24 protein-coding genes are annotated in these 26985 nt (G+C 46.8%); 6 read left to right on the forward strand and 18 right to left on the reverse strand.

Going from position 1 to position 26985, the window contains the following annotated elements; genetic code table 11:
• Positions 1-41: 41 nt before the first annotated feature.
• The 4 genes from M3629_RS12820 to M3629_RS12835 all read right to left on the reverse strand — a co-directional run bounded on the left by M3629_RS12820 (position 42) and on the right by M3629_RS12835 (position 6955).
• Positions 42-941, reverse strand: a complete 900-nt coding sequence (locus tag M3629_RS12820; protein ID WP_251506764.1) for a YicC/YloC family endoribonuclease — start codon at positions 939-941, stop codon at positions 42-44.
• Positions 942-960: 19 nt separating this feature from the next.
• The gene (locus M3629_RS12825; RefSeq protein WP_251506767.1) at positions 961-2850 is read right to left on the reverse strand and encodes a bifunctional homocysteine S-methyltransferase/methylenetetrahydrofolate reductase; all 1890 of its coding nucleotides are present in this window, start codon (positions 2848-2850) and stop codon (positions 961-963) included.
• Positions 2851-3086: 236 nt separating this feature from the next.
• On the reverse strand, positions 3087-3920 hold the full coding sequence (gene dapF, locus M3629_RS12830) for a diaminopimelate epimerase (protein WP_251506770.1): 834 nt from the start codon (positions 3918-3920) through the stop codon (positions 3087-3089).
• Between the two features lie 176 nt (positions 3921-4096).
• Positions 4097-6955, reverse strand: a complete 2859-nt coding sequence (locus tag M3629_RS12835) for a calcium-translocating P-type ATPase, SERCA-type (RefSeq protein WP_251506773.1) — start codon at positions 6953-6955, stop codon at positions 4097-4099.
• A gap of 354 nt (positions 6956-7309) precedes the next feature.
• Here M3629_RS12835 and M3629_RS12840 point away from each other — a divergent pair, with 354 nt between their 5' ends.
• From M3629_RS12840 to M3629_RS28660, 3 genes are all read left to right on the forward strand, one after another.
• Entirely contained in the window at positions 7310-9115 is a 1806-nt protein-coding gene (locus tag M3629_RS12840) for an Rqc2 family fibronectin-binding protein (protein ID WP_251506776.1), read from the forward strand.
• A gap of 212 nt (positions 9116-9327) precedes the next feature.
• A complete protein-coding gene (locus tag M3629_RS28655; RefSeq protein WP_353056745.1) occupies positions 9328-9510 on the forward strand; it encodes a hypothetical protein in 183 nt (60 codons plus the stop codon).
• The gene (locus M3629_RS28660; protein WP_353056746.1) at positions 9511-9777 is read left to right on the forward strand and encodes a GNAT family N-acetyltransferase; all 267 of its coding nucleotides are present in this window, start codon (positions 9511-9513) and stop codon (positions 9775-9777) included.
• A gap of 16 nt (positions 9778-9793) precedes the next feature.
• Here M3629_RS28660 and M3629_RS12850 read toward each other — a convergent pair whose 3' ends face one another.
• The 8 genes from M3629_RS12850 to M3629_RS12885 form a co-directional block, all read right to left on the reverse strand.
• Positions 9794-10657 (reverse strand): PHP domain-containing protein, encoded by an 864-nt coding sequence (locus M3629_RS12850; protein ID WP_251506779.1) that lies wholly within the window; start codon positions 10655-10657, stop codon positions 9794-9796.
• Positions 10658-10699: 42 nt separating this feature from the next.
• The gene (locus M3629_RS12855; RefSeq protein WP_251506783.1) at positions 10700-11611 is read right to left on the reverse strand and encodes a selenium metabolism-associated LysR family transcriptional regulator; all 912 of its coding nucleotides are present in this window, start codon (positions 11609-11611) and stop codon (positions 10700-10702) included.
• Positions 11612-11765: 154 nt separating this feature from the next.
• The gene (locus M3629_RS12860) at positions 11766-12203 is read right to left on the reverse strand and encodes a hypothetical protein (RefSeq protein WP_090923653.1); all 438 of its coding nucleotides are present in this window, start codon (positions 12201-12203) and stop codon (positions 11766-11768) included.
• Between the two features lie 162 nt (positions 12204-12365).
• Complete coding sequence (locus tag M3629_RS12865) at positions 12366-12629, reverse strand: YlbG family protein (protein WP_123062834.1); 264 nt, start codon at positions 12627-12629, stop codon at positions 12366-12368.
• A gap of 92 nt (positions 12630-12721) precedes the next feature.
• Positions 12722-13159 carry a YlbF family regulator gene (locus tag M3629_RS12870; protein ID WP_251506786.1) on the reverse strand — a complete coding sequence of 146 codons (438 nt, stop codon included), beginning with the start codon at positions 13157-13159 and terminating at the stop codon, positions 12722-12724.
• A gap of 96 nt (positions 13160-13255) precedes the next feature.
• Positions 13256-15034 (reverse strand): hypothetical protein, encoded by a 1779-nt coding sequence (locus tag M3629_RS12875; RefSeq protein ID WP_251506788.1) that lies wholly within the window; start codon positions 15032-15034, stop codon positions 13256-13258.
• A 28-nt stretch (positions 15035-15062) separates the two neighbouring features.
• Positions 15063-16790, reverse strand: coding sequence for a DNA repair helicase XPB (locus M3629_RS12880; protein WP_435368218.1), 1728 nt, complete (start codon positions 16788-16790; stop codon positions 15063-15065).
• A 147-nt stretch (positions 16791-16937) separates the two neighbouring features.
• Positions 16938-18104 carry a M20 metallopeptidase family protein gene (locus M3629_RS12885; RefSeq protein WP_251506790.1) on the reverse strand — a complete coding sequence of 389 codons (1167 nt, stop codon included), beginning with the start codon at positions 18102-18104 and terminating at the stop codon, positions 16938-16940.
• Between the two features lie 210 nt (positions 18105-18314).
• Here M3629_RS12885 and M3629_RS12890 point away from each other — a divergent pair, with 210 nt between their 5' ends.
• On the forward strand, positions 18315-18662 hold the full coding sequence (locus tag M3629_RS12890; protein ID WP_090923657.1) for a YugN family protein: 348 nt from the start codon (positions 18315-18317) through the stop codon (positions 18660-18662).
• 12 nt (positions 18663-18674) lie between these two features.
• Complete coding sequence (gene ftsW, locus M3629_RS12895) at positions 18675-19955, forward strand: putative lipid II flippase FtsW (RefSeq protein ID WP_251506792.1); 1281 nt, start codon at positions 18675-18677, stop codon at positions 19953-19955.
• 121 nt (positions 19956-20076) lie between these two features.
• On the opposite strand, the gene M3629_RS12900 is transcribed toward ftsW, so the two are convergent.
• On the reverse strand, positions 20077-20439 hold the full coding sequence (locus tag M3629_RS12900; RefSeq protein WP_090923659.1) for an Asp23/Gls24 family envelope stress response protein: 363 nt from the start codon (positions 20437-20439) through the stop codon (positions 20077-20079).
• A gap of 183 nt (positions 20440-20622) precedes the next feature.
• Between M3629_RS12900 and cax the strand changes: the two genes are divergently transcribed.
• A complete protein-coding gene (gene cax / locus M3629_RS12905; RefSeq protein WP_090923660.1) occupies positions 20623-21693 on the forward strand; it encodes a calcium/proton exchanger in 1071 nt (356 codons plus the stop codon).
• A gap of 177 nt (positions 21694-21870) precedes the next feature.
• Here the strand turns inward: cax and M3629_RS12910 are convergent, their stop codons facing one another.
• The 5 genes from M3629_RS12910 to M3629_RS12930 form a co-directional block, all read right to left on the reverse strand.
• Entirely contained in the window at positions 21871-22164 is a 294-nt protein-coding gene (locus M3629_RS12910) for a YlaN family protein (RefSeq protein WP_111271074.1), read from the reverse strand.
• Between the two features lie 222 nt (positions 22165-22386).
• Positions 22387-22632, reverse strand: a complete 246-nt coding sequence (locus tag M3629_RS12915; RefSeq protein WP_090923662.1) for an HPr family phosphocarrier protein — start codon at positions 22630-22632, stop codon at positions 22387-22389.
• A 96-nt stretch (positions 22633-22728) separates the two neighbouring features.
• The gene (locus tag M3629_RS12920) at positions 22729-23844 is read right to left on the reverse strand and encodes an aminopeptidase (protein ID WP_251506794.1); all 1116 of its coding nucleotides are present in this window, start codon (positions 23842-23844) and stop codon (positions 22729-22731) included.
• A gap of 109 nt (positions 23845-23953) precedes the next feature.
• A complete protein-coding gene (locus tag M3629_RS12925) occupies positions 23954-24811 on the reverse strand; it encodes a hypothetical protein (RefSeq protein WP_251506797.1) in 858 nt (285 codons plus the stop codon).
• A gap of 161 nt (positions 24812-24972) precedes the next feature.
• Positions 24973-26964 (reverse strand): sensor domain-containing diguanylate cyclase, encoded by a 1992-nt coding sequence (locus M3629_RS12930; RefSeq protein WP_251506799.1) that lies wholly within the window; start codon positions 26962-26964, stop codon positions 24973-24975.
• Between the last annotated feature and the right edge of the window lie 21 nt (positions 26965-26985).

Consider the following 26985-nt stretch of genomic DNA (forward strand, 5'->3'; position numbering starts at 1 on the left):
TTCCCCCTATACATGCGACTCTTTTGCCGAAATTTAGCCGTTCATTCGATATTCGCCGCTTGCTCACGAATCTTCTCCAGCTCCGCTTTCATCTCGACAACACGGTTCACCAGAGCCAAGTGGTTGGCTTTTGATCCAATCGTATTAACCTCACGATTCATCTCCTGAATCAGGAAGTCCAACTTGCGGCCTACCGCTTCCTCGCTCTTTAACAATTCTCTGCATTGTCCAAAGTGGCTAAGTAAACGCGTAAGCTCCTCTTCAATGTTGGAACGATCAGCAAAGACTGCGATTTCCATACCCAATTTATGCTCATCAAAAGGGAAAGAGCCGTCCTCCTGCAACTCCGTAAGACGCTGTCTTAACTTGTTGCGGTAATCGTTCACCACAGTGGGTGCAAGTGTAAGCATCTCCGTATGCAGTGACTCCAGACGGGTGATCCGCCGCTCCAGATCATTGGCCAGATGAAGACCTTCACGAGCGCGCATCTGCTCCAAACTGGACAGAGCTTCGTTCAATCCGGTCTGCAGAACCTGCTCCCACTCGTCTTTTTGTTCCTCCTGTACGGAGCTTGTCCCATCCGGTTGAACCATAACATCCGGCAGACCCAGCATATCCACAATACTCGGCTTGCCCTGCAATCCAAATTGAGACTCAAGCCGCTCTGCAGCCTGCAGATAGGCCCTGACCGCCTGCTCATTCAGAACAGCGGGGAGAGCCTGGTCTTCCTCTTTTTCTTTCATTACATAAACATCAATCCGCCCACGTTTCAAGCGGCTCTGTACGATCTTTCTCAAACCATCTTCATAATACGTCCACTCTCTCGGAAGACGCATCATCACTTCGCAATAACGATGATTGACTGATTTGATTTCCAATTGTACCTTGTAGCCGCCAAAATGAAAGGCGGATTGACCGTATCCGGTCATACTGAATGACATCGGCATCACATCCGTTTTACTATTGTAATTGATTATTAGGGTTGAAACAAGTAGGACATTGATGCTTCGACTTCTCCCAGACGTATTGAGTAAGCTCCGCCGTCATGCCATAGAACATAAACGGAGTCATCAGATAGATACCCTTGAAGTGCTCTGTAGCTACATCCAGCAGCTCTTTAGCAATCGTTACGCCCATGGCACGCCCCTCTTCACCTTCCAGTCCCGCCATCCGTGAACGCACTTCATCGGAAAGCTGGATACCTGGAACCTCATTGTGAAGGTACTCTGCGTTTCGGCCGCTTGCGAGTGGCATAACACCGACAAAAATGGGAATATCCAGATGTTTGGTTGCCTCACGCATCGCAACAATCAATTTTGGATCATACACCGGCTGAGTCATAATATAGTCTGCCCCAGAAGCAATTTTCTTCTCAAGCCTTTGTACCGCTTTGTCCAGATGCTTTACATTCGGGTTAAAGGCTGCTCCAATAACAAAACCGGCTTTTTGTTTTAAGGGTTTACCCGAAAAGGCTACACCATCATTCAGCTGTTTAATCATTCGTATGATTTCAAACGATGTCAGATCGTACACGGAGCTTGAACCAGGCAAGTCACCAAACCTTGCAGGGTCGCCAGTAACGGCAAGCACATGGTTAATGCCGAGTGCGTCAAACCCCATCATGTGGGACTGAGTTCCGATCAAGTTACGGTCACGACAGGCGATATGCACAAGTGCACGAAGTCCTGTACGATCCTGCACCAGATGTCCAAGTGCCATATTACTCATACGTGTTACGGCAAGGGAGTTGTCAGCAAGCGTCAGAGCATCCGCTCCAGCGGCTTTCAATGTTTCGGCACCCTTCATAAATTTGGCAACGTCCAGATCACGCGGGGGATCGAGTTCTACAATGACCGTGTGGCGTTGTTTGACCAGATCAACGATGGTTGGCTGGCCCCCTCGTCCTGCGCGCTCATCCACATTCTCATGAAGTACAACGCGTGACGTAATCTCGGCAGGATCAGGTTCAGCAATCGGCTGAGGTACGTAATCCGCAAGCGCTTCTTTAATCGCAGTGATGTGATCCGGCGTTGTACCGCAACAACCGCCGATGATGCGCGCACCAAGATCCGCGAACTGAACTGCCGTTTGCCCAAAGTACTCTGGAGTTGCTCCATATCGGAATTGACCATCCACATAGTCCGCCGCACCCGCATTCGGATATACGGACATCGGAACACCAACGCGTCCAGAAACGGTTTCCATCGCGCGCATGATTCCGTTCGGGCCGGAGCGGCAATTGAAACCGATAACGTCAGCACCCTGCTCGCGCATGATACGAAATGCTTCAGGCATCGTGTAACCGTCCAGCGTATGGCCTACATCCTCTACCGCGAATTGCCCAATCACAGGCAGGTCGCTTAGCTTGCGTGCCTGCAAAAGAGCGATATCCATCTCTTCGATATCATAGAACGTTTCAAGCAGGATCCCGTCCACACCTGCGTCTAGTAACGCAAAAATCTGCTGTTGATAGAAGCGTTTCAATTCACTAGTAGACACGTTTGTCCGTTTGCCGCCGCGAATCGAACCTACTGCACCAAGAACGTAGCCCTCTGCCCCTGCGACTTCTTTCGCAATGCGTACGCCCGCACGGTTCACGTCCTCCACCTTGGACTCTAGCCCAAATTTAGACAACTTGTCAAAGTTAGCCGAGTACGTATTGGTCTCGAATATATCCGCGCCCGCATCACGATAACGGCGGTGCACATCAGCCACAACTTCAGGTGAAATCAAGTTCAACTCTTCGTAAGATATCCCTACCGGAAATCCCATTTGATATAGAAATGTCCCCATCGCCCCATCACCAACAAGAACACGTTGCTTCATCACTGTACGTAAATCTGCCTTCATCCCGTTTCCCCCCGCCTGACTGTGATCGTTTTCATACTAATGTAACACAAAAAATGCTTAAAAACGAAGAAAAACACAGGTATTTACTGTATGTCCCGCTCCAGTGGACATTCCTGCAAAATATGTACTGAATGCGTCCTTTATGACCGGACATCTTGTAAAAGCTTATGCACTTTGGAGGATAAAAAAAGAGGCCTCGCAGGCCTCTTTCGTGTAATCTTTACATTTTCAGTAAATTATGAAGTAAATCCTTTGAAAACAACTTCGGCTGGTCCCGTCATATAAACGTGGTTATCCGATTCATTCCACTCAATGTTCAGATCTCCGCCTTTAAGGCTGATTACAGCAGTACGATCTGTATGACCATTTAGCACAGAGGAAACCAGTGTTGCACAAGCACCTGTTCCGCAGGCCAATGTCGGACCTGCACCGCGCTCCCATACACGCATGTCTACATATCCCCGATCACGTACCGTCGCAAATTCAACATTGATTTTTTTCGGGAACATCGGATGAACCTCAAGCAATGGCCCCCATGTTGTCAAATCAAAGTTCACCGCATCTTCAACGTAGATGACCGCATGAGGATTACCCATAGACACCGCTGTGAATTTGAATGCATGTCCATTCGCTTCAATGTTGTGATTGACCACCGGATTCGCATCTACTGTTGTAGGCACTTGAAGACCATTCAGAATCGGCTCGCCCATGTCCACTCGAACGGTCTCTACCTTGCCATCCCGGATATTAAGAGTTACAGGTTGAACGCCTGCACCAATCGTTTCAATCGTAATCTGTTCGCGGTCAACATGCCCATGATCATACACATACTTCGATACACAACGGATCGCGTTGCCACACTGCTCTGCTTCCGAACCATCCGAGTTCATGATACGCATCTGAAAATCCGCCTTCTCCGAAGGCAGTATATAAACCAGACCGTCTGCTCCGATACCGAAGAATCGATTGCACCATTTTACCGCGAGTTCAGCAGCATCTGCCGGAAGTTCCTTTTCACCAAATACAACGATAAAGTCGTTGCCTAGTCCGTGCATTTTCGTAAATTCCATATCTTGCCCACTCCTTTTGGCCGTCTGCCGCCAAAGCTTTATAGTTTATTTATAGCTAATCTTCATATCATGCGCACTAAGCATACAAAAAAAGCTATCCTGCAAAATATCAAAGCCTTCGCTTTGAATCATTTTGAGGATAGCATATCGAAACGGGTTATTAAAAGGTATTGATTTTATGCTGAAAACTTTGTACTTTTCGGTACGAAGCGTCCCGGACCGCCCATGCGGCGACGATTCCGGCGACCACCCCAGACACTGCCAGCACCCATAAGGAATGTTGGAATGCCTGCGGCGACGATACAAATGGCCCATTCGCGTAGACCGAGAGGTACCGTTTTGAAGATGGGTTGCAGCGGCTCTACATACATCACCACCAGCATCAGCACAACCGATGAGATAACAGCCAGAACGAGATATTTGTTCTGCAACGGATTGCGGTGAAAGATCGAACGTGAACTTCGGCAGTCAAACACATGAATCAACTGGGCAAGCACCAATGTAGCAAAAGCGACGGACTGAGCTTTAAGAAGCTGACCAGGATGATCCGGTGCGGCCTGAAGTGTCAACCAGAAGGCACCGAGCGTACATAGTCCAATTAATACACCACGGCTAATGATTTTCCAGCCCAGCCTGCGGGCAAAAATATTTTCCTTTGCGCCGCGAGGTTTGTGCTCCATCAAATCTTTTTCCGCCTGATCCACCCCGAGCGCCATCGCTGGCAAACCATCGGTCACCAGGTTTACCCATAGAATCTGGATTGGCACGAGTGGCAACGGCAAGCCCATCATCATAGCAAAGAACATCGTTAAAATCTCGCCGACATTCGAAGCCAGCAAATAACGGATGAACTTGCGAATGTTCTCATAGATGTTACGCCCTTCTTCAATAGCCGCCACAATGGTGGAGAAATTATCATCACTCAAAATGAGAGATGAAGCTTCCTTCGTCACATCCGTTCCCGTGATGCCCATGGCAATCCCGATATCCGCGGCCTTGATCGCAGGTGCATCGTTGACGCCGTCCCCAGTCATCGCAACAACGTGTCCTTTGCGCTGCAACGATTTGACGATACGCAATTTGTGCTCAGGCGAGACTCTGGAGAACACATAAATATCATTGACCGTTTTATCCAATTGTTCATCCGTCATGCCTGCCAGTTGCTGCCCGCTTAACGATGCTCCGCCGCGCGGGAGAATACCTAGCTGATGAGCGATCGCTTCCGCTGTTGTTCCATGATCTCCCGTAATCATGACTGTCCGGATACCCGCTTTGCGGCATGTCGCAATCGCATCACGAACTTCACGGCGAGGTGGATCGATCATGCCGGCAAGCCCAACAAATACAAGCTGGCTCTCAGCTGCATGCTCGTCAGCCACATGTTCCTTCGGCTTGACTTCACGATAGGCCATACCAAGGACTCGCAGAGCGTTACCAGCCATACTTTCGTTGGCAGCCATCACTTTCTGGCGCAGCGTGCCGGTGAACGGAACCACCTTGCCTTCCCACAAAATGTAACTGCAATGCTCAATCAGTACGTCAGGCGCCCCTTTGGTATACACCATACGCCCACCTTGATGTTTGATCATAACAGACATCCGTTTTCGCTCGGAGTCGAACGGGAATTCCTGCTCTCGATCGTATAATTCCTTGAGTCCTGCAGAAGTAAGACCCATTTTAGAAGCCATGGCTACCAGCGCACCCTCTGTCGGGTCACCTTTTAACTCCCAGAGCACTTGGTTAGCGCTAACTTGCTCCTCCTCATGCTGACCCTTCTTCTGGCCTTTCTTGCTCTCTTTTTTGGTCTCCTTGCTCTTTTTCTTGCTGGCTGGATCGTTTACAATCGTCTCGACAATACTGGCATTGTTACAAAGTGCACTGATCTGTAGCATTCTTCGTAAGGACTGGTCATTTTTCAGCTCGATTATTCGATCATTTTCCAACATGTGACCTTCCGGTGCATAGCCATCTCCTGTGACCTTAATACTGCGCCCTTCAAGCCACACGTTCGTTACCGTCATTTTGTTCTGTGTCAGTGTACCTGTCTTATCTGAGCAGATCACCGACGCACAGCCTAATGTTTCTACCGATGGCAGTTTGCGAACGATAGCCTTGCGTTTGATCATGCGCTGTACACCTAGCGCCAGCGCAATCGTAACGATAGCCGGCAATCCTTCCGGTATGGCTGCCACGGCGAGGCTGACACCTGCCAGGAACATGCCTACTGCGGGTTGTCCATGCAGGATACCTGCGACCACGACCATCACCGTTAACCCCAGTGCAACAAAGATCAGAATTTTGCCTAACTGTTCCAGTCTGTGCTGTAGTGGGGTCTCCTGTTCCTCCGTATTTTGGATCAGATCAGCGATTTTGCCCATCTCGGTGTCCATACCCGTCCGAATGACGACTCCTTTGGCTGTACCGCGTGTGACCATGGTGCCCATAAAACCGATGTTTTTCTGATCCCCTAAAGGAACATCTTCACTGGCTATAGGTCTGCAATGTTTGCTGACAGGCACGGATTCTCCAGTGAGTGCCGACTCCTCTACATCGAGACTATTGGTTTCCAGCCAGCGCACATCCGCAGGAATGCGGTCACCACTTTCAACCATGATGATATCTCCCGGTACCAATTGCTTGGCCGCAAGGTGTACCTCCTGTCCCGACCTGAGTACTTTGGCGGCAGGAGCCGACAACTGCTTCAGTGCCCGAAGAGAACGTTCCGCACGGAACTCCTGTACAAATCCTAAAATAGCATTCAGAACAATAATTGCCACAATCGTTACCGCATCCAGATACTCTCCAAGCAAACCGGATACCAGCGTCGCTCCCATAAGAACTAACACCATGAAGTCCTTAAACTGATTCAGCAACAGGGTGATCGGGGATATTCGCTGTCCTTCGCTCAGTTCATTTGAACCAGCAATTTTCCGCTTCTCTGCTGCCGCTTCGTCCGTCAACCCTTCCTGCGGGCTCACGCCGAGAGTTTCACGAAGCTCTTCGTCGTTTAATTGATGCCACTTGGTATGTTCCATGCTCCAAAATTCCCTCCCAGTCCTATTTCATCTGCAATGCAAGCTCACATGTTTCACCGGCATGCTGCAAGGGCAGGATGTACACTGTGCCGGACAAACTACCTGCTCTATATGTATTCGGACAGGTCCGTGAATAGCACCCGGAAGCTGAATCCTTTCCCTCATGGGCAGAATAAGCTAAAATAAAGGTCTGCGAAGATTACTGCGCAACTACGTATTTGGAAAAACGCAACCAGTCATCGTTATAACCAATGTTATTACATATGCTGCGGTTGCCTGTGAACCGTTATAGATGGAGCATTGAGCATGAATTGAAGTCATTGCAGATGCTCGTATAGAGAGGAAGTGGACAATATGGCACTAGACGGTATCGTAACCCGAGCCATCGTACATGAGTTGCAAGGTTGTATCGGAGGACGTATCAGCAAAATTCATCAGCCTAATGGCCATGATGTGGTGCTCACCCTGCGCGCTCAGCGCGGCAACAGCAAGCTGCTTGTCTCGGCAAGTCCGACGTACCCGCGTGTACATTTTACGGAGAAAACATTTTTGAATCCCACAGAAGCTCCAATGTTCTGTATGCTCATGCGCAAACACTGCGAAGGGGCTATCATTGAAAATATCCGTCAGATCGGGATGGAGCGGATCATTCATATCGATGTGCGTCAGCGGGACGAGCTTGGAGATGTTTCGGTCAAACGAATCATTATCGAACTGATGGGACGTCACAGTAATATCATTTTACTTGACCCTGCGACAGATACTATTTTGGACGGTATCCACCATGTTACGCCATCCATCAGCAGTTACCGTGTGATCATGCCTGGTTTTTCCTACACTGCACCGCCAGAGCAACATAAAATCAACCCGCTAGAGGTATCCAAAAGCGAGTTCGAGCAGATGCTTGCTACTGCAGCAAGCGAAGATGCAAACGAAAATGAAGCGGGAGCACAAACAGAACCAACAAAAACGGCTATAGAAGTAAAAGCAGACGCTTCACGCTGGCTAGTCAATGCTTTTAGTGGAATGAGTCCGCTGATTGCAAGTGAGATTGCAACTCGAACCGTTTCCGATTCAGATCGTATTGAGGCAGAAACACTTTGGACTGCTTTTGAGTCAGTCATGGAATCTGTCAAAGAACATCAGTACACCCCTGTAACGGGACTGAATGCCAAAGGCAAAATGATTTTTTCTGCCATTCGACTGCAGAGTATTCAGGATCAAGAAAAAACATACGATACGATGAGCAAATGTATGGAGGATTACTACGGGGACAAGGCCGAGCGGGATACCGTTAAACAAAGAGTAAGCGATCTGCTCCGGTTCCTGCAGAACGAGCGTAGTAAAAACATTAAAAAGCTCGATAATCTTAACAAAGACTTGCTTGAAGCCGACGATGCGGACAAGTACAGATTATGGGGCGAGTTGTTATTCGCATCCCTGCACTTGGTCAACAAGGGTGATAAGCGTGTAGAGCTGGTTAACTTCTACGATGAAGATCAGGCCAACATTACGATTCAGCTTGACCCACTGCTCACACCATCGGATAATGCACAGCGTTACTTCAAACGTTATAACAAATACAAAAACAGTTTGGCTGTCATTCACGAGCAACTTGGGAAAACGAAGGATGAAATCGCCTATCTGGATAATCTGCTTCAGCAGCTGTCCATCGCCTCGATGAACGATATCGAAGAAATTCGAGACGAACTTGTACAGCAAGGTTATCTGCGTGATCGGAACAAAAAAGGCAAGAAAAAGAAAAAAAATGATCGTCCAACTGTACATCAGTTCACTTCATCAGAAGGAATTGATATTTTGGTTGGTAAAAACAATCTACAGAACGAGTATGTGACCAATCGTCTGGCATCCGCGAATGATACTTGGCTACATACCAAGGACATTCCGGGTTCCCATGTCGTCATTCGCAGCACTGATTTTGGTGAAGCTACACTGGAGGAAGCAGCTCAACTCGCCGCTTATTTCAGCCAAGCGAAGGAATCAAGCAGCGTGCCTGTGGATTACACGTATATTCGTCATGTACGCAAACCAAGTGGTGCGAAGCCTGGCTTTGTCATATACGACCATCAGAAAACTCTGTTCGTAACACCAAACGACGAATTAATTAAAAGCTTACCCTCTACGATAAAAAATGGATAAGCCGCCACTCTTCTCAACAGATAAAGCGTAACGATAACCTGAAAAAGTCCCCTGCCAGCAAAGGCTAAGGGGACTTTTTCAGGTTATTTTATATGTTTAGAAAAGTACTATATGTCACTCTATTTATTAACTCTTAATTGTATATTTATTCAATTTAACGTATAATAACACCTTGTTAATTAAATGAATACATATAATGAAGGATGTGTGCTATGCCTATTCATATTAGAGAAACCCGCTCGGATGATCTAAAACCATTGACAGCATTGATGCATGACTACGTCGTAGGTTTCTACAATAATCCGTGGCCCGGTGACCAAGCAATCGAACTTTTGATTAACAATCTGCTGAAGAAGCAGATCGGCGCTCAATTTGTAGCAGAAACAGACGGATAGTTGATTGGATTCGCTACGTTGTTCTTCACGTACAGTACGATGAAAGCGGAACGTGTAACGATTATGAATGACCTTTTTGTCACGGAAGCATTCAGAGAAGGAAAAACCGAATCCAATTTATTCGCACGCTGTCAGAAATATACGCATGAACATGGATGTGCTCATATGTCTTGGATCACAGCAGTGACCAATGAGCGTGCACAGCAATTGTTCGAACGGCTTGGAGCCAAACGTGGCGATTGGGTAAACTATTCAATTCAAGGATAAACACATCCTAATGATGTTACCTCTTACTATGTGCAGCCGCCTGCAGTCTTTCGAGCACATCAAAAGGTACCGTCTTGCTACCCAGATCTCCATGAAAAACAACGCCTTGTCGTTCGCCATGGTAATCTGAGCCACCTGTTACAATAAGATCATATTCCCTAGCCATTTCAGCATATCTACGTTCCTCTCCCGGGCCATGGTCAGAGTGAAATACCTCCATGCCATCCGGAAGGGATTCTGTGATAATTCGGCGTACTAATTCATCATCGCTGTAGAGACCAGGATGCGCTATTACCGCAGCCCCTCCCGCTGCTCTAATCCAGTCACAGGCATCCTTAGGGGTAACTCGGGGTACTGACACGAAACCAGGCTTGCCTTCAGCAAGATATCGATCAAATGCACCCCGTATGTCGGTAGCATATCCCTTTTTCACCAACACATCAGCCATGTGAGGTCTCCCGATACTCTCATCTGGCGCTAACGGTCGTCCAAGTCCATCCAGTACTTCCTGCCAGCTTATATCCAATCCTAGTTGCTGGAGCTTGCCAATAATCAGATGATTCCGTTCCTCTCTCGCTTCTCTTAATCCACGCAACCGTTGCAGAAATAACTCGTCCTCCGTGTTCACGTAATAACCGAGCACATGAATATCTTTACCACCAGCCCGCGTGCTGATTTCTACTCCAGCTATAACATCAATACCGTACTCTTTTCCCGCTCGCTTGGCTTCCGCTACACCAGCTACCGTATCATGATCCGTTAAGGCTACCGCAGCTAGTCCTCTCTGTTTTGCAAGCTTCACGTTATTAGCCGGCGGTTGCATACCATCCGAAGCCTGACTATGCGTATGAAGATCACAGCGTCCTTGATGCTGATTCATTGGTTACCCTTCCTCTCGTTTTAAATTACAGCCGATGCACTCCTAAACCCGCTCTCCCTGCTCGTGCTCCTGTTGACGCAAATACCCCAAAAAGGCAACAGCCGACAAGGGTAATAAAGACGACTTTAGGTGAATGGCATAAAACTGGCGTTTGAATTCAAGCCCGCGAATATCCACGATATGTACAAGCCCCAGTGCCAGTTCATGTTGCACGGACGAAGGAGACAACATCGTAATGCCTACGCCAGCCTCCACAGCCGATTTGACCGCACCTGTACTCCCAAGCTCCATGACCACATTCATGTCACTCGGGTCTATTTTTTTCTTTTGCAGTTGACCTTCCATCACCTGACGAGTGCCTGAACCTTCCTCACGCAGCACAAAGGCGTAGTTCATCACCTCTTCCAAGTTGACTTTTCCACGTCCTGCCAGATCATGACCTGCTGGTACAATGAGTTTCAGTTCGTCCTGCATCACAGGTTCGACGATCATATCCGGGTGATTTACCGGTGCTTCAATTAATCCAAAATTCAACTGATGCTTCAAAATCTCATCCATAATCTGGGTCGTGTTCATCACTTTCATTACAATGGAAATATCGGGATACTGCTTTGCAAAAGGTCCAAGCATACGTGGTAACACATATTCACCAATGGTCAGGCTTGCTCCAAGTTGTAATCTTCCCTGCAATTTCTGCGTAAAAGCAGACATGGCTTCATCGGTCTGACGAACCAGTTCTACACTTCGCTTGGCGTGAGGCAGTAACGTCCTCCCTGCCTCGGACAATTCTATTTTTTTGGTGGAACGATGCAGCAGTTTAGTCCCAAAATAGTCCTCGAGCGATTGGATCTGCATCGTCACGGCCGGTTGTGTCATATGTAATGCCTGCGCTGCTGCGGAAAAACTCCCCTTCTCCGCTACCGTATAAAAAATGTGCAACTGATGAAAATTCATATCTTCGCCCCTCTTCTATTACACTTACTATATTGTATCCGATTTCCAGTCTGGCAACAAAAAAAAGCATGCAGCTTGTCTGCATGCGTTAGTACAAATCATTCTTCACATCTAATACATAAATTTTTATGATTGCAATCTCAAATCTGTTTCATCATCTATGCTTCCGGCTATTTTTGACCAGCGTCATTCTTCTGGAATGCCTCAGCCAAGAATAATATGACTTCAGATCTCTCAGTTCAATCGTCTCCGACATACGTCCCAAAAACGTCACTACAATCATTTTGTGCAGCGGATTGCCTGTAATGTCATATTCTCCTTCAAGCTCTGAAAACTCAGCAACCACCACTAGATCATCGTCAATCAGGTATACATCCTGCTCATTGCGGTAATATGGTGTCACCCTGTCCTGCTTCAGACACTCCCATAACCAAGCCGCAATATGGTCATCATCACTACGCGCAGGCTCAATACGGTCTGCATACCGCATCTTTGCATGATGGGTAATGACGATGTCAGCCACTTTCTTGTCTCCGAGAGCCACAAAAAACGGCTCGTAGGTGCTCCAACGTTGCATCACCTTATCACGCATGGGAATCACTCTCCACCAGATAGGACTTTCTATCTATTTATTACCCAATATATTACAACATTAGTCCCGTAACAACAAGGCGTAAGTTTAACTTTTTTCGCAAAAGTTCATTTATGTTTATTTTAGAAAAGAGCGACCCAGGGGTCCCTCCTATGTTCCCTGCTATATTCCGTAAAAACTTGTTTTGTCCGCTGTTTTGCTAGCATACTCGGTTTTAATTTCGTTTCGATAGGAGCGCTCGATTTTGCGCACATAGGAAAGCCGCTTTACGTTTTTCATCGTATCGTCAGCCCGTTCTGCATTAACATACATAACAACATAATGCATACGGCGGGAGATATAATGCACGGTACCGTATTTTTCGAGATTGCGGGCCGCTTTCAAATCACTAACCCAAATAATAAAACCTGTTCTTTCCGCAAACACCATCGTTCCCCGCCCTTCTATAAATGGAGACCGGCCCTCGAAAGGCCCGGTCTGTTCAAAGTCTAAAAACTATAATGGTACTATCTTCAAGTTTAACTGCACCCACATTTGCCGCCGCTGCCACAGCCGCCTTTAGGATTGGGATCGTTACTCGGCACCTTGATGGTAGTTGATACAGCAAAAGCAATGGTTTCGGACATTTGGAACAAAATCTCATCCAATGCTTGCTCAGCCTGCTTGAAACGAATTACAGCTTCGAAGGATTCCAGTTCTTTCTCTAGCGCTTTCACCTGATCTTTCGCTGCGTGATAGTCGGGATGAAAGTGACCAAAGCGCTGTGTTTCTTCAAAAAGCTCTTTTTTGGCATTCAGTCTCCGGATACCCTCTTGAATCTCAGAACTTGTTTCGACTTGCTGCTTCCAATATAAATAATCCGATACTTCGGCAGATTGGTTAATCATGTCGCCCAGTTCATATGCGCCCGTTAACACTTGGGCCATATCGACCGTGTTTATTTCCGCTACGCTCATGAATTATTCATCCTATCTATATATAAAGTTCTACTTAACGTAGACTACTTCATCATAGCATATCCACGAAAGGTTAAGAAGAGTTTTTCCTCGATACTAGACATCATCCGGTAGAATAAGACGCATTGTCTCCCAGCTTTCCGGGGAAAATGTTCGCCATTCCGTGTGTGATGTAGTTTCGCTCGTATCCAGAATACACCATCCTTCCAGCATCCACCGTTCATGTCCTTCCACCTGATGTGGAATCAGAACAAACGTTTCCTCACCTTTTTGAATGCCTAATTTCACCTGCCAGTCAATCGCTTGGATTGCAATTTGACGTGCTGTCGACAGGTGATACTTCCTCCATTCTCTGTGCCATTTCTCAGGTACGTTAGCCTTCCTGTCGTTCCATGCCAGTTTTTCATTCACTTCATGGCTCAAGTCAGTCTCTGCGTCTTCGTGGTTCGCTGTTATACCAGACCTAAACGGTAATTGCAGTAAACCTTGAGTCCCGCCGTTGTAAAAGAGGGGGAAATTATGCGTCAATCCGCTGTTCCTCTCACTTTTCCGCTGTTCAGGGTGTTCAGGATTCGTAGCAAACACCAGAATATCTTGCTTATCTTGAACCATCCCGCCGACTGTTGCCCAGTCCTTTAACGTAGCAAACAGATGGTCGGGAAGTTCCCCGTGTCCATGGCTATGTAAAAAATCAGCGATGTTTCCCCACTTCACTCCACTCTCGGCAGCGATTTCCATTCGTTCTTTGGTTAACCGATAGATTGTCATCTGGTCGCGCGTGATCCGTTCACAGTATTGCTCAAGTCTCCAGCAGACTTCAGCTGGCACATCGGGCGGCACCATAACTTCAAAATCGGGCTGCACATAAAATTTGCCGGATTGTACCTCTTCCTGCTTGTGTAGCCAGTCTAAATGATGAACACCACAATCCGTTCGCGTATTCAAGAACTCAACGGGACGGATCAACCAGCGAAATGCCACCTCACCATCCTCATCCTCACCGATCTCGCCGAACCCCCAGCCAGCTAAAGCATGCAACCAGCCTATAGACCTAGAATTACCTCCTACGTGTAGTACACGGCACCATTGATTCACTCCAGGCGCAAGTACCGCCAGCTGATAGCGAAAATGCTGCATTTCTGATCCAGACGCGCCATATCGCTCCATGCATAATCTAAACACTTCACCGTGCATCTCGAACCAGGACAGCTTGATCCACTGCTGCAACTTATCTTGCCTAATTTCAAAACCACGCTCTGTTTGTTTTACCAAGTTTAAGCAAAGTAGCATATCCAGCAGAATGACCACATGCACTGGATATAATTCCTCATGATCATAAGTAATCCCTAACGGTTCAAAATCCTCTTGAGCCACGATCGTTAACATACTTAACTTTTGTATCGTTCTCTTATGTATTGTACCTTTTCCAGTGACAGGCAGACCTTCTCGATCCATCCAAGCAAGGAGATGAAGTAATTCCCCTACGATATGCGGTTTCCCTTCCTTTATGACACGCCGAACAGAACCGACCATCGGTTCAACAGTGCAGTCAACACGAGCTGTACACGTTAATGTCAACTGTGCCAGATGACATTCAGGGATATGAAAAGAACATTCTCCCCAGCTCTTATATACGGATATAATCCATTGTTTACGGCGCAGCATGGCAAAAGCAAGCTTCGCCTCTGCTCCACTTAATCCCTCCTTAGCCCATGCCTCCGAAGGCAGAAGAGAAGAGAATGTTTGACCTGCATATTCGTGAAAAAGAGCTCCAAGCACCCGTTGCTCCGCTGACGTAAGTGCAGACCACAGTGCCGGATCAGCCAACCTTCTCGATTGCATCGATTTCTCCACTTCAAATTCGAGATCAGACATCTGCAATCCCTTCCCCTTCTTCAACATATTAGTGAATCGGTTCCTGCTCATGCACAATGGCATATTCATAACCCTGCTCTACCAAAAACATCTGGCGATTTAAAGCAAAGTCCTGTTCCTTGCTATTTTCGGAAACCAGTGCATAGAAATAAGCTTTGTTCTCACCTGCTTTGGGGCGTAAAATCCTTCCAAGCCGCTGGGCTTCTTCTTGCCTTGAACCAAAACTGCCAGAGATTTCAAGGGCTACCGCAGCATCCGGCAAGTCAACCGCAAAATTGGCGACCTTGGACACAACAATCGTGCGAATTTCGCCTTTTCTAAAAGCAGAAAACCAGTGGATACGTTCCTGTTGTGACATGGACCCAGAGATTAGAGGTGCACCAATTTCCCGGGCAATCATCTCGAGCTGGTCAAGATATTGTCCAATGACAAGTGTGGGTAGATTTTGATGTCGTTCCAGTAAACGCTTCACAACCTTTAATTTCGCCGGATTTTCAGCTGCCAGCCGAAATTGATGTTTACCCTCTGCCTGCACATAAGTCGATCTTAACTCAGGCGATAAGGGCACCCTCACTTCCTGACACTTCACTTCTGCAATCCAGCCTTGATGCTCCAGCTCTTTCCATGGCATATCATATAATTTGGGTCCAATCAGCGAGAACACATCCTGTTCGCATCCATCTTCACGAATAAGCGTGGCAGTCAAACCCAGACGACGAGTAGCCTGAATGTCCGCTGTAGCCCGAAAAACCGGAGCTGGCAACAAATGCACTTCATCATAGATGATCAGTCCCCACTTTCTCTCTTGTAATAGATGAATGTGAGTGAAGTCCGCATCTTTCGATTTTCGATGAGTCAAAATTTGATACGTGGCCACCGTCACCGGTTTCACCTGTTTTTTCTGGCCCGAATACTCTCCAATCTGCTCATCGGTAATCGTTGTTCTATCCTGAATCTCCTGTATCCACTGCCGGACAGACGTTGTATTGGACGTTAAGATAAGACATTCGCATTGCAAACGTTCCAATACAGCCATGCCAATAACCGTTTTTCCCGCTCCGCAGGGAAGTACCAGAAGTCCGCTACCGCCGACGCCTTCACCATCTTGAAAAGCAGCCACTGCCTTCTGCTGATAAGGACGCAGTGTAAATATCGTTTGTTCTTTCTCTCCGCATCCGCTAGACACACTAATCGTTGAATCATTAGTATTAGACCGCCAGCCAAATGAAAGCTCGCTCCCCTTCCGATAACCGGCATAATCCAATACAGGATAACCAAGACGTGTCAGTTCCCTCTTCAATAAACCACGCTTTTCTCCTGACAACACAAGCTCATGCACGCTCGTTCGTTCCATACGGAAAGCAGATATCGATTTGATGCCGCTCAAATCATCCAGCAATTGCTCGTCTTCACTAGTTAGGCGCATTTGGGCATGGTCTGGCTCGGCATGTAACTTTAATTTCCCGTATTGCTCCATTATTCTACACACATCCTGAGTGAGAGCCGCAGGCACATTCCAGCGTGACACTTTCTCAAGACTCTTGATCACCCCTTCTGAATTCCAGCCTAGTGCCGCAGCATTCCACAGCGATAACGGCGTGATCCGATAGGTATGAAACGTTGCTGGTGTCTTTACAAGTTCGGCGTACATACCGAGCTCCGCTCTGGCTGTTTCAAACTCAGGATGCCCCACTTCGAGCAATACCGTAAAATCACGCTGTACTATACAGGCTCCCTGCGGATTGAACATCTCCATCTTTCCCACTTCCATTCCTAATCTGTATCATTCGAACAAAGTTCTGATCCGTACAATCCGGCCGCAACCTGTATTTCATTCACAACAAAAAAAGCATCCTGTCCACACCTAGGTATGTTCAGGATGCCCAACTATAGTTTTCAGCATTCAGCTTGCGTAACCCTTCGCCATGGCCACAAACAGTTTCACGCCCATCTGCATGGCGTCCTCGTCAAAATCAAACATCGGATGATGATGCGGATACACCGCATTTTTCTCTGGGTTACCTGCACCGACAAACATGAAGCACCCCGGCACCTTTTGCAAATAATACGCAAAGTCCTCTGCAGGCATCAGCATCGGAGAGTTCTGCACCCGATCCGGACCAAATATTGCCGTTGCTTCACTGAAGAAACGTTCAGTCTCCCGCGCATCATTAATCACCGGCGGATATCCCATGATGTATTTCACCTGTGTTTCCGCACCATAAGCGGCCCCTGTTTGCGCCACCATGGAGAGCACACGTTCTTTCATATTCGTTCGCGTCTCTTCGTCAAACGTTCGGACCGTGCCGCTGAGCTTGCACTGCTCTGCAATCACATTTTGCGCAGAACCCGCCTGCATCGTGCCAATCGTGAGTACTGCAGGACGTAGCGGATCAACGGATCGGCTAACGATAGTCTGAAGCTGCATCACAAGCGCGGAGCCCGCAACAACACTATCAACAGTAGCCTGTGGCATGCCGCCGTGACCACCTTTTCCCTTGATATCAATGTAAAAGTCATCTGCCGCAGCCATCATCGGCCCTGCTGTGCTTGCAACGACGCCAGCAGGAAGCGGCGTCCACAGATGAATGCCGTAGATCACGTCTACACCTTCCAGCGCTCCGTCTGCAATGACCTGAACAGCGCCACCTGGCAGCAACTCTTCCGCAGGCTGGAACAGAAAACGAATCTCACCCTCCACTTCCTGCTTATGACGGCTAAAATAAAGCGCGGTTCCCAGTAACATCGCAATATGGCCATCGTGACCGCAAGCATGCATCGCCCCGGGTTGCTGTGAGGCATATTCCACATCTTTCTCGTCCTGAATCGGCAACGCATCCATGTCAGCCCGAAGCATGACTACTGGCCCGGGCCGTTCCCCGCGAAGTGTTCCAATCACCCCATGGCCGCCTATATGACGTTTTACCTCAATACCAAAGCTCTCCAGCATGTCTGCCACAAAAGAGGATGTCTTCTCCTCATGAAAGGAAACTTCAGGATTTCGATGAAGGTGACGCCGCCATTCCACCATGTGGATCTGCAGATCTTCCCACCATATATTCGTTGTCATGTAATCCCATCCTTTCGATCATCAGCAGGGCTTGTACATAGCCCCAAACCTTCCTCTACAAACCTATTGCTGTATATTGTAACAGAATTACATGAAAACCGATACGAAAGGGCTTTAGAAAGCTTGCACGGCGAGGGGAAACATACTATCATAAACTAGAGAAACATACGAGAATTATACTCGGAAGCTTATGAGGAGGATCAAACGCTTATGATTTTTGAGAACACAGGCTTGGATGGCTTGAAAAGCGACTTGGCATACCTGGATGAGAGCGCCGAGAAAGTCGGATTCGTCCGGTGGCAATGGGAATATTACCGTGCTACATATGACTACAAAATCGAAGATGAACAAACCAACTCAGAATACTTTGTACGCATTAATACGCGCGCGGTAGAAGGCAAACTGGAGAAACCCGACACGGTTCTGGCCGTTGAAGCCGTTTATCTGGGCAAAGCTACTTTTCCGCATGGACTTGATTACGACTCTTCCGTTCCGCAGCCAGTCGTGAAGCTGGCCACCCAAAAATTGCAGCAGCTCAAAGAACTGCTCGAAGCTTAGGCGGGCCAGATCATGAAACAACAAACGGCCCAGACGAGAACGAAGAGAGGCACGCCGGATTTTCAACTGCTAATCCTCACTTTATTGTTGGTGGGCTTTGGACTGGTGATGGTGTTCAGTTCCAGTTCCAGCATCGCAATTGCAAGCGAAAGTTTTAACAACGATGCCCTTTACTTCACGAAAAAACAACTTATATGGGCGATTATCGGTCTATTTGGCATGTTTTTTGCCATGAATATCCGCTTTAACAAGTACAAGAAACTCTATGCACCGTTTTTCCTGTTCACCACCGCACTACTCTTACTTGTGTTGGTATCCGGTGCCGTGTTAAATGGCGCAAGAAGCTGGATTCGGGTGTTTGGATTCAGTTTGCAGCCTGCAGAGTTCGCCAAAATCGCAATTATTTTATATTTGTCCGCACTTATCACCAAAAAGGGCGAACGTTTCCGTGATTTCAAGACTGGATATTTCCCTGTCCTGTTCATCGTCGGATTTATTGCAGGATTGATCATGCTTCAACCAGACTTTGGTACCTGTTTCATCCTGGTATCTACCTGCGGTCTTGTCATCTATGCTGGCGGAGCTAACATGAAGCATATTATGGGTTCTATTCTTCTGGTTGCACTTGGTGGTGCACTTGCTTTTGGAGCGAGTGCCCTATTTTCCTCCATGTCTCCGGATAATCCTTCGGTGGACAGCACAGCGACAGCGAAGCAGAACTACAAAATCGGACGAATTCAAGCTTTCTTGGATCCTTTATCAGATCCCACGGACGGAAGTCTCAACCTTTACCGGTCTCTGGTTGCCATCGGGGACGGCGGTATTACAGGTTCGGGCATTGGACAAGGCACCATGAAGCTGCATTATTTGCCCAATGCCTATAATGACTTTATTTTTTCCGTTATTGGAGAAGAGCTAGGTTTCATTGGAAGTGCACTGTTCCTGCTCGTTTATCTGTACTTTATCTGGCGAGGCATTATCGTCTCGTTACGCTGCCCTGATCCTTTCGGAACGCTGGTGGGTATAGGTATCATGGGACTTATTGCGATCCAGGCCTTTATCAACATTGGTGGAGTCACTCAAACGATTCCCGTAACGGGAGTAACACTTCCGTTTATTAGTTACGGTGGGACCTCGCTCTTTGTCATGATGGTAGCGATGGGTATTGTGTTAAGTATTTCACGGACCAATAACCTTGAAGCCATCAAGGAAGAAAAAACAAAATCGGTAACGGTGCAGACACGCACCTCCCCTGCACTTCGTTCACGGGATGCGATTCGCCGAGTTCGTTAATGAACCAATGAACGAAAAAAGACTGTGCATCTAAGCAGATGCACAGTCTTTTTTGGAGTTTCTTTGTATAAAGATAAGGAACAAAAAGAGATTTGTTCATTCCATCGTGGAGTCTAAAGATTTACAGATCGTCGCCTTTGAAAGAGACACCTTCTACCTTCACATTCACTTCGACTACACGTAATCCGGTCATCGTTTCTACCGCTTCTCGTACATTCTGCTGAAGCATACGGGAAACTTCATGAATCGGAGTTTCGTACAGGACGATGATACGCAGATCAATGGCTGCTTCCAGCTGACCGACTTCCACGCCTACGCCTTTCTGTACGTTTTTACCACTGAGACGCTTCGCCCAGCCCTCTGACAAACCTCCAGACATTGCAGCGATTCCTGGCGTTTCCATTGCAGCCATTCCAGCAATTTTCGCAACCACGTCATCGGCAATCCGGATGTTTCCGCTCTCCATTTGAAGTTGTTCTGCCATGCCACATCCTCCTTCACTTCGTTACTCGTATTTTAAATCCTTTCCACCCTAAAAAGCAAATTTAACTGTAAAAGATGCGTTTACAATGTGCCTCCCTTTGGTTATATTGAAATATGAAATTAATCGCATAGGTACATAACGTGAATTTCAAAACAAAATATGTAAATAACCGAGGTGTTTTTTGTGAGAAACCGGATTTCATCTTTTTTGCTGATTGCATTTTTTGCTCTCAGCGCCATCGCCCACTTTTTGAAATGGGATTCGATCCTGCAGTTCGTCATATCTGCCATTTCGGTTATTTTTGTGGCCGGTTTTTTAGGTAAAGCCACCGAAAGTGTAGCGCACTATGCCGGTCAACGACTAGGAGGATTCCTAAATGCCACCTTTGGCAATGCAGCCGAACTAATTATTGCCATTTTTCTCGTTAAAGAGGGCTTGTTCGACATGGTCAAGGCCAGTCTGACCGGTTCCATTATCGGCAACCTGTTACTCGTGCTAGGACTTAGCATTTTTGCCGGCGGACTAAAATATAAAACGCAAAATTACAACGTTTCGCTTGCGGGACTGAATGGCTCTCTGATGATCGTTGCGATTATTGCCTTATTCGTCCCTGCTGTATTCCTGAACACCCACTCCATCACACAGCGGGATACGAATACACTTAGTCTCATTGTGGCCGGATTGCTTATTCTAGCTTATATAGCGTGGCTCATCTTCTCGATGGTCACACATAAAAGCTATCTTGCCGATGTAACGGATGACCAGGATGAGGAGTTACCCCATGAGCATGCTCCTGCATGGTCGAAGAAAAAGTCGATTCTCTATCTCGTGATTGCTACCGTTATGGTCGCATTTGTTAGTGAATGGCTGGTCGGCACACTAGAAGTATTCACTTCAGAGTTTGGACTAAGTGAGCTGTTCGTTGGTGCATTCCTTGTGGCCATTATCGGTAATGCAGCCGAACACAGTGCAGCCATCATGCTTGCGATGAAAAATAAAATCGGTGCCGCTGTTGAAATAGCCGTCGGCAGCAGTTTGCAGATCGCACTATTCGTAGCTCCAGTATTGATCTTTGTAAGTTATTTCACAGGTCGAACGATGGATATCGTGTTTACCACGATTGAACTAGTCGCCATCGGGGTGTCCGTTTTTATCGCCAAATCGATCACGCAGGATGGTTCCACCAACTGGTATGAAGGCCTGCTGCTGCTTGTTGTTTATGTGATTCTAGGCGTTTCATTCTTCTTGGTATAACAGAAATGTTGATTGACCGTCATACCACTCCTGCATACATCAAGAGACAGTCGAGGAATTGATTTCCGCGGCTGTCTTTTTCACTTCTGCTACATCATCAGACAATACGCCTTTAAATACAAAAAAAGCATGCAACGGAATGTGCATGCCTTCTATTCTGACCCGCGCGATAGCAGGCTATTGCTCATTCTTTTTGTTCAAAGCTTCATATAAAATCGCCAAGTTCCGCTCAAGCGCGCTAACCATCTGCTTACCTGTACCTTCTGGAAGGAGTCCTGCACGAACGGCAAAATCAACTTCCTTGGAGAACCCATACATCTGTGTATCCAATACTTCCTCATAGAGAGGGCAGTAGCGGGTAGCCAGATTCTCCATCTGTACTTCAATAAGCTTCTGTATTTTATCTGCATCTTCTTGAAGAAGACTGATTGCTTTCAGGTTCAGCTGGTCCTGCAGATCAGATGAAGTCATGCATCATTTCCCCCCTATGTCCCAAAAATCGCGTAAAGACGTTCTACCTCTAATATTAGACGAAATGAAGAGCTAATACAAGAACCTGACCAAAATAACCGCACGAGTTGTGAGCTCTGTTACAGCCTTTTCTACCTTTCTCTAATTCACTCTAGGGGACATTGTGTTCTACTATGATTAAAAACACCCCTGCCCGAAGGCAGAGGTGTTTCTCAAATGATGTTATTCAGATGCGATGTTTACATTCAGGCCATGCTTTGCAAATACTTCAGACATTGCTGCCTTCGCTTCATCTGCATCCGGGCCATGAACATGCAGTTCATAACTGTGCGTGCTAATCAGCGTTGTAAACAACCCAAGAATACTTTTTACGTCAATATACTTGTTTTCCGAATGAAGCACGATTGAAGAAGTAAACTTGCCTGCTGTTTGAGCAATTTCCACTACAGCCGCGTTATTACTCGACATAGGAATCCCTCCGTCTTTTCACTATTGGTATCATCTATTAATTACCACTACATGATACCGTGAATCCGCTTTCCTAGCAACTGCAAAATACAGTTCCTATTTCAACTGGTCCGGATTCAGGCACTCCAGCTCAGGAATGACAAAGATGCCATCTTTACGGATCAGCACATCATCGAAATAGATTTCGCCGCCGCCGTAGTCTGGACGCTGAATCAATACGAGATCCCAGTGAATGGATGAGCGGTTTCCGTTATCTGTTTCTTCATATGCCTGGCCTGGCGTAAAGTGCAGGCTACCTGCAATTTTTTCATCAAACAAAATATCTTTCATCGGGTGCAAAATGTACGGATTGAAACCAATCGCGAATTCACCGATATGACGCGCCCCTTCGTCTGAGTCCAGAATTTCATTCAGACGTGTCGTATCGTTGCTGGATGCTTCTACAATCTTACCGTCTTTGAATGTGAATTTGATATTCTCAAACGTAATTCCGTTATACAGCGTCGGTGTGTTATAACTTATCGTTCCGTTAACGGAGTTGCGTACAGGTGCGCTGTAAACTTCGCCATCCGGAATATTTTTTTGCCCGGAGCACTTCTCTGCACCGATACCTTTGATGGAGAAGCTCAGATCCGTACCTGGTCCCGTAATCCGTACTTTGTCTGTACGTTTCATGAGACTCGCGAGTGAGTCTTGCGCTTTGTCCATTTTGGCATAATCCAGGTTACATACGTCAAAATAGAAGTCTTCAAATGCTTCGGTGCTCGTGTTCGCCAGTTGTGCCATGCTTGCGTTAGGGTAACGAAGCACCACCCATTTCGTATGTTTGACACGCTGTTCGCTATGTACCGGATGGGAGTATAGGGAGTTGTACAGTTTCATTTTTTCCTTCGGTACATCGGACAGATCATTCACGTTCTCTCCCGCACGAATGCCGATATAACAATCCATTTGTTTCATACGGTTCAGATCAATCTCTGCCCACGTTTTCATCATCTCTTCCGTAGCATTTCGGAACATTGCACGCTGAACGGTTCGATCCGTCAACTGTACAAAAACGTTACCGCCTTTTTTGCCCACTTCTTCAATAATGGCATTGATCAAATCACGCTCTGATCCAATCATCTCAACCAATACATTTTCGCCGGGCTGCACATCAACAGAATAACCTACCAGGTTCGCTGCAAGCTTCTGAATTCTTGGGTCCTTCATTCGATAAATCCTCCTGTCATCTGCCATTCAATGAATTGAACAACGGTAAATTACGTTACTATTGTAGCACGCACCAGACATCCCGTCAGCAAGCAGTCACAGGTTTTATTTATTGATATGATTTAAAGTTCACATCGGTTACCAGTGCTTCTACATTACTTCGGCTACTGTTATCGCTATATTTCACCTGACTTTCAGAGGAAAGTCGCATCGGTAAGCTGGTTTTGCGATCGACCGTCAGATGATAGACGGTATGCACCTCAGCCTTTTGAATTAACTTCTGCATCGTATCCTCGCCCTGTTGCCATACCTTCTGCAATTCCTGCTCAAGTTTCTGCTTATTCGCACCCTTCACTTGCCCTGCTTTGTGCATGTACTCTGCCCGAATGGAATCCATCTCATCTGTCAGTTGGTCTACAGCCCAAGCTTTGGCATCCGCTGGCTTAAGCTCTATCCGCAATATGCGTGTTTGACGGCCTGAGCCATATTCGGATTGAATCGTTTTATTCATTCGATCAATCTTCTCTAATTGCGCAATGGGGTTATAACGGGATAAAGATCCACGTAATGGTTCATGCTGCGCTGTTAAAGCATTCCATTTTCCTTTTTCACGCTGAAAAGAGGCGCTGAATCCGCTCGGTTGGCCATTATTTTTCACCGCGTTTAAACTTATTCCTGAGTCCGCTGCAGTCACGGCACCTGGTAATCGGGTCTGCAACGTCAGCCGGTCATGGTCTTCCAGCTTACCTTCAAATTTGAATTGATTTTCAAACATTCCACTGTTTTCCCGTCTTAATCCAGCCTGTCCCTCAAACGTCAACGTCTCTTTCCCGGCTATGCCGGATAAAGCCAGAGAAAATATTTCTTCCGGCGTCCGATCATGCTGGAGCATCCCGCACCCCGAAACAAAAGCCAGTACAAGGCAAAGGATTAGCGATAAAGTAAACGTAGGCTGGCGGTTCAACATGTCTATTCCACCTTTCAGTCATTTTCTCCATAGATTGCCCTCACAATATGTGCTTATACTTCCTTCTTTGCAGTGAGCTGAACCACATGGAGTTTCATACACATACCGTTCCAAAAAAACAAAAAAAAGAGAAACGACTCCGTGACCGGAATGTTTCTCTGTTATCGTGCACCTTCCTGTTCCTCTATGACAATTCGATTGCGGCCCCCGTTCTTTGCACAGTACAGCGCCATATCTGCTCGGTAAAAAAGGGACTCTACACTTACCTTCTCATCCATCCAGTTCCATTCAGCAATGCCACTTGACACCGTGACAGACGGCCTCGTCTCGGCTTCAACTCGGGTACGGATCAGTTCCGCATAAACAAGCGCTTGCTGAATTCCGATCTGAGGCATGTAGATAGCCAGTTCTTCACCGCCCCACCTTGCGCAAATGTCCTCAGCTCGAACCGAACTTGTAACAATGTCACTGACTTGTTTTAATACTTGATCCCCGGTTTGATGACCGAAGGTATCATTCACCTGTTTAAACTGATCGATATCGACGACAACCAACGAACCGCAGTAATCATTGGCCTGGCGTTCGTGAATAATGTTATCCAAGTAATGTCTCACGTACAGACCAGTCAACATGTCCAGATTAGCCATACGGCGTACCTCGGCGTGCAAGGTAGCATTAGTTAGGGCAAGACCAAGATGAATCGATAACATTTGTAGCAGCCTGTAGTTCTCATAGGAGAAAAAATGCTCCCGCACATGGGCAAGCAAAATAGCACTCTTTACATGTCCATCCACTCGAATTGGTGCTGCTATCAGAGACATCGCGCCTGTCAGTTCCATAAAACTGGAAGTTACTTTATCAAACTGCGTATAGTCAGATATAATCAACGGTTCTTCTGTCTGATACATGTAACCCGCAATCCCAGAATCCATAGGATACGTTTTGTGACGAATCTCTTTTACATTGGTGGACATCACCTCAAACCTGTTTGTACTGTCATTCAATTGCAAAATGCAGCAAAAGTCGGCTTGGAATATATTCTTAAACTCTTGTTCGGAAAACTGATAGATTTCCATCAATTGCAAGCTTTTATTAAGGCGTTGTGTCAGATCGTTGATTATACGAAGTTCCTGAATTAACATATGGGATTGTTCATGAAGTTTTGCATTTTCAAAGGCCGTCCCTGCTGTATCGGTCATCATTGCAATCAATTGCAAATCCGACTCTTCTATCAATTCATCGTTCATTTCGATATGAAACACACCGTATATCCCCTGCTTGCCTTTAAGTGGCAACCCCACCTCAATGATTCGTCTATCGAACTCCTCAGACCGAGAGACAATCAATCTGCCCTCCATAAATGAACGAACACAGATATCTTCTCCACGTTCCTGAATAAAGAGGGGTTTAATCCGAGGATTAAAGCTTCTCTGGTCCTGAGACATATAGAGCACAATGTGTGTAGAAGGATAGAGGTAGTCCATACTGACGAAGACTTCGTCCAATATTGCCCCGACATCCATTTTGTCATGCATTCGCTGTACGATCTGAAAAAGAATCGATCTTCGGTGTTCCTCCCGAGCTGTTTGTTCATGTGCGTGTAACAAGTCCGTCATAAATATGTATTCAAATCTTCGGTAAAAGCAGGTGCGATAATGCATTGCCTCAGATCGAACCACAGCTTCTGACGTTTCGGATCGGTGGGATTCAAAGACCAGAGCAACAAACACAGCAAACATAACTTGGTTAATTCTTGAAAACAGAGGCTCAGCAATCAGCAGATACTCCCCATGCTTAGTTATTCCGCGTCTCGATAAGGTCTGTTCCTTTTCAGTACACTCCAAAACCATCGAACGTACATTGATATCTGAATCGGCAATCTGGCCGGAGTCCTCTCCTATGCACTCTCCTTCCGTACTCCAAACACTGTATACAGCAGATGGCCCACCTGGCACAGAATCTTTTTGGCTTGTCCAATCCGTGAAGGCTTGCCCTAACAAACTGCTTAAATATGAGAAGTCAAAAGGTGTGATATCCATTTTCTGCATCCACAACGCATGGTCTTCATGAGATGGAAGCACAGTAAACGATGTGGAATCGCCCGCACTTCGCGAATTCAGACTAGCAGGTAAACTTCTTAGATGTTCCAACATGTCAGGCGCTCCTTTGCACCG

Origin of the sequence: Paenibacillus polysaccharolyticus, from assembly GCF_023714295.1 — a bacterium.
In the GTDB taxonomy this organism is placed as follows: domain Bacteria; phylum Bacillota; class Bacilli; order Paenibacillales; family Paenibacillaceae; genus Paenibacillus; species Paenibacillus polysaccharolyticus_A.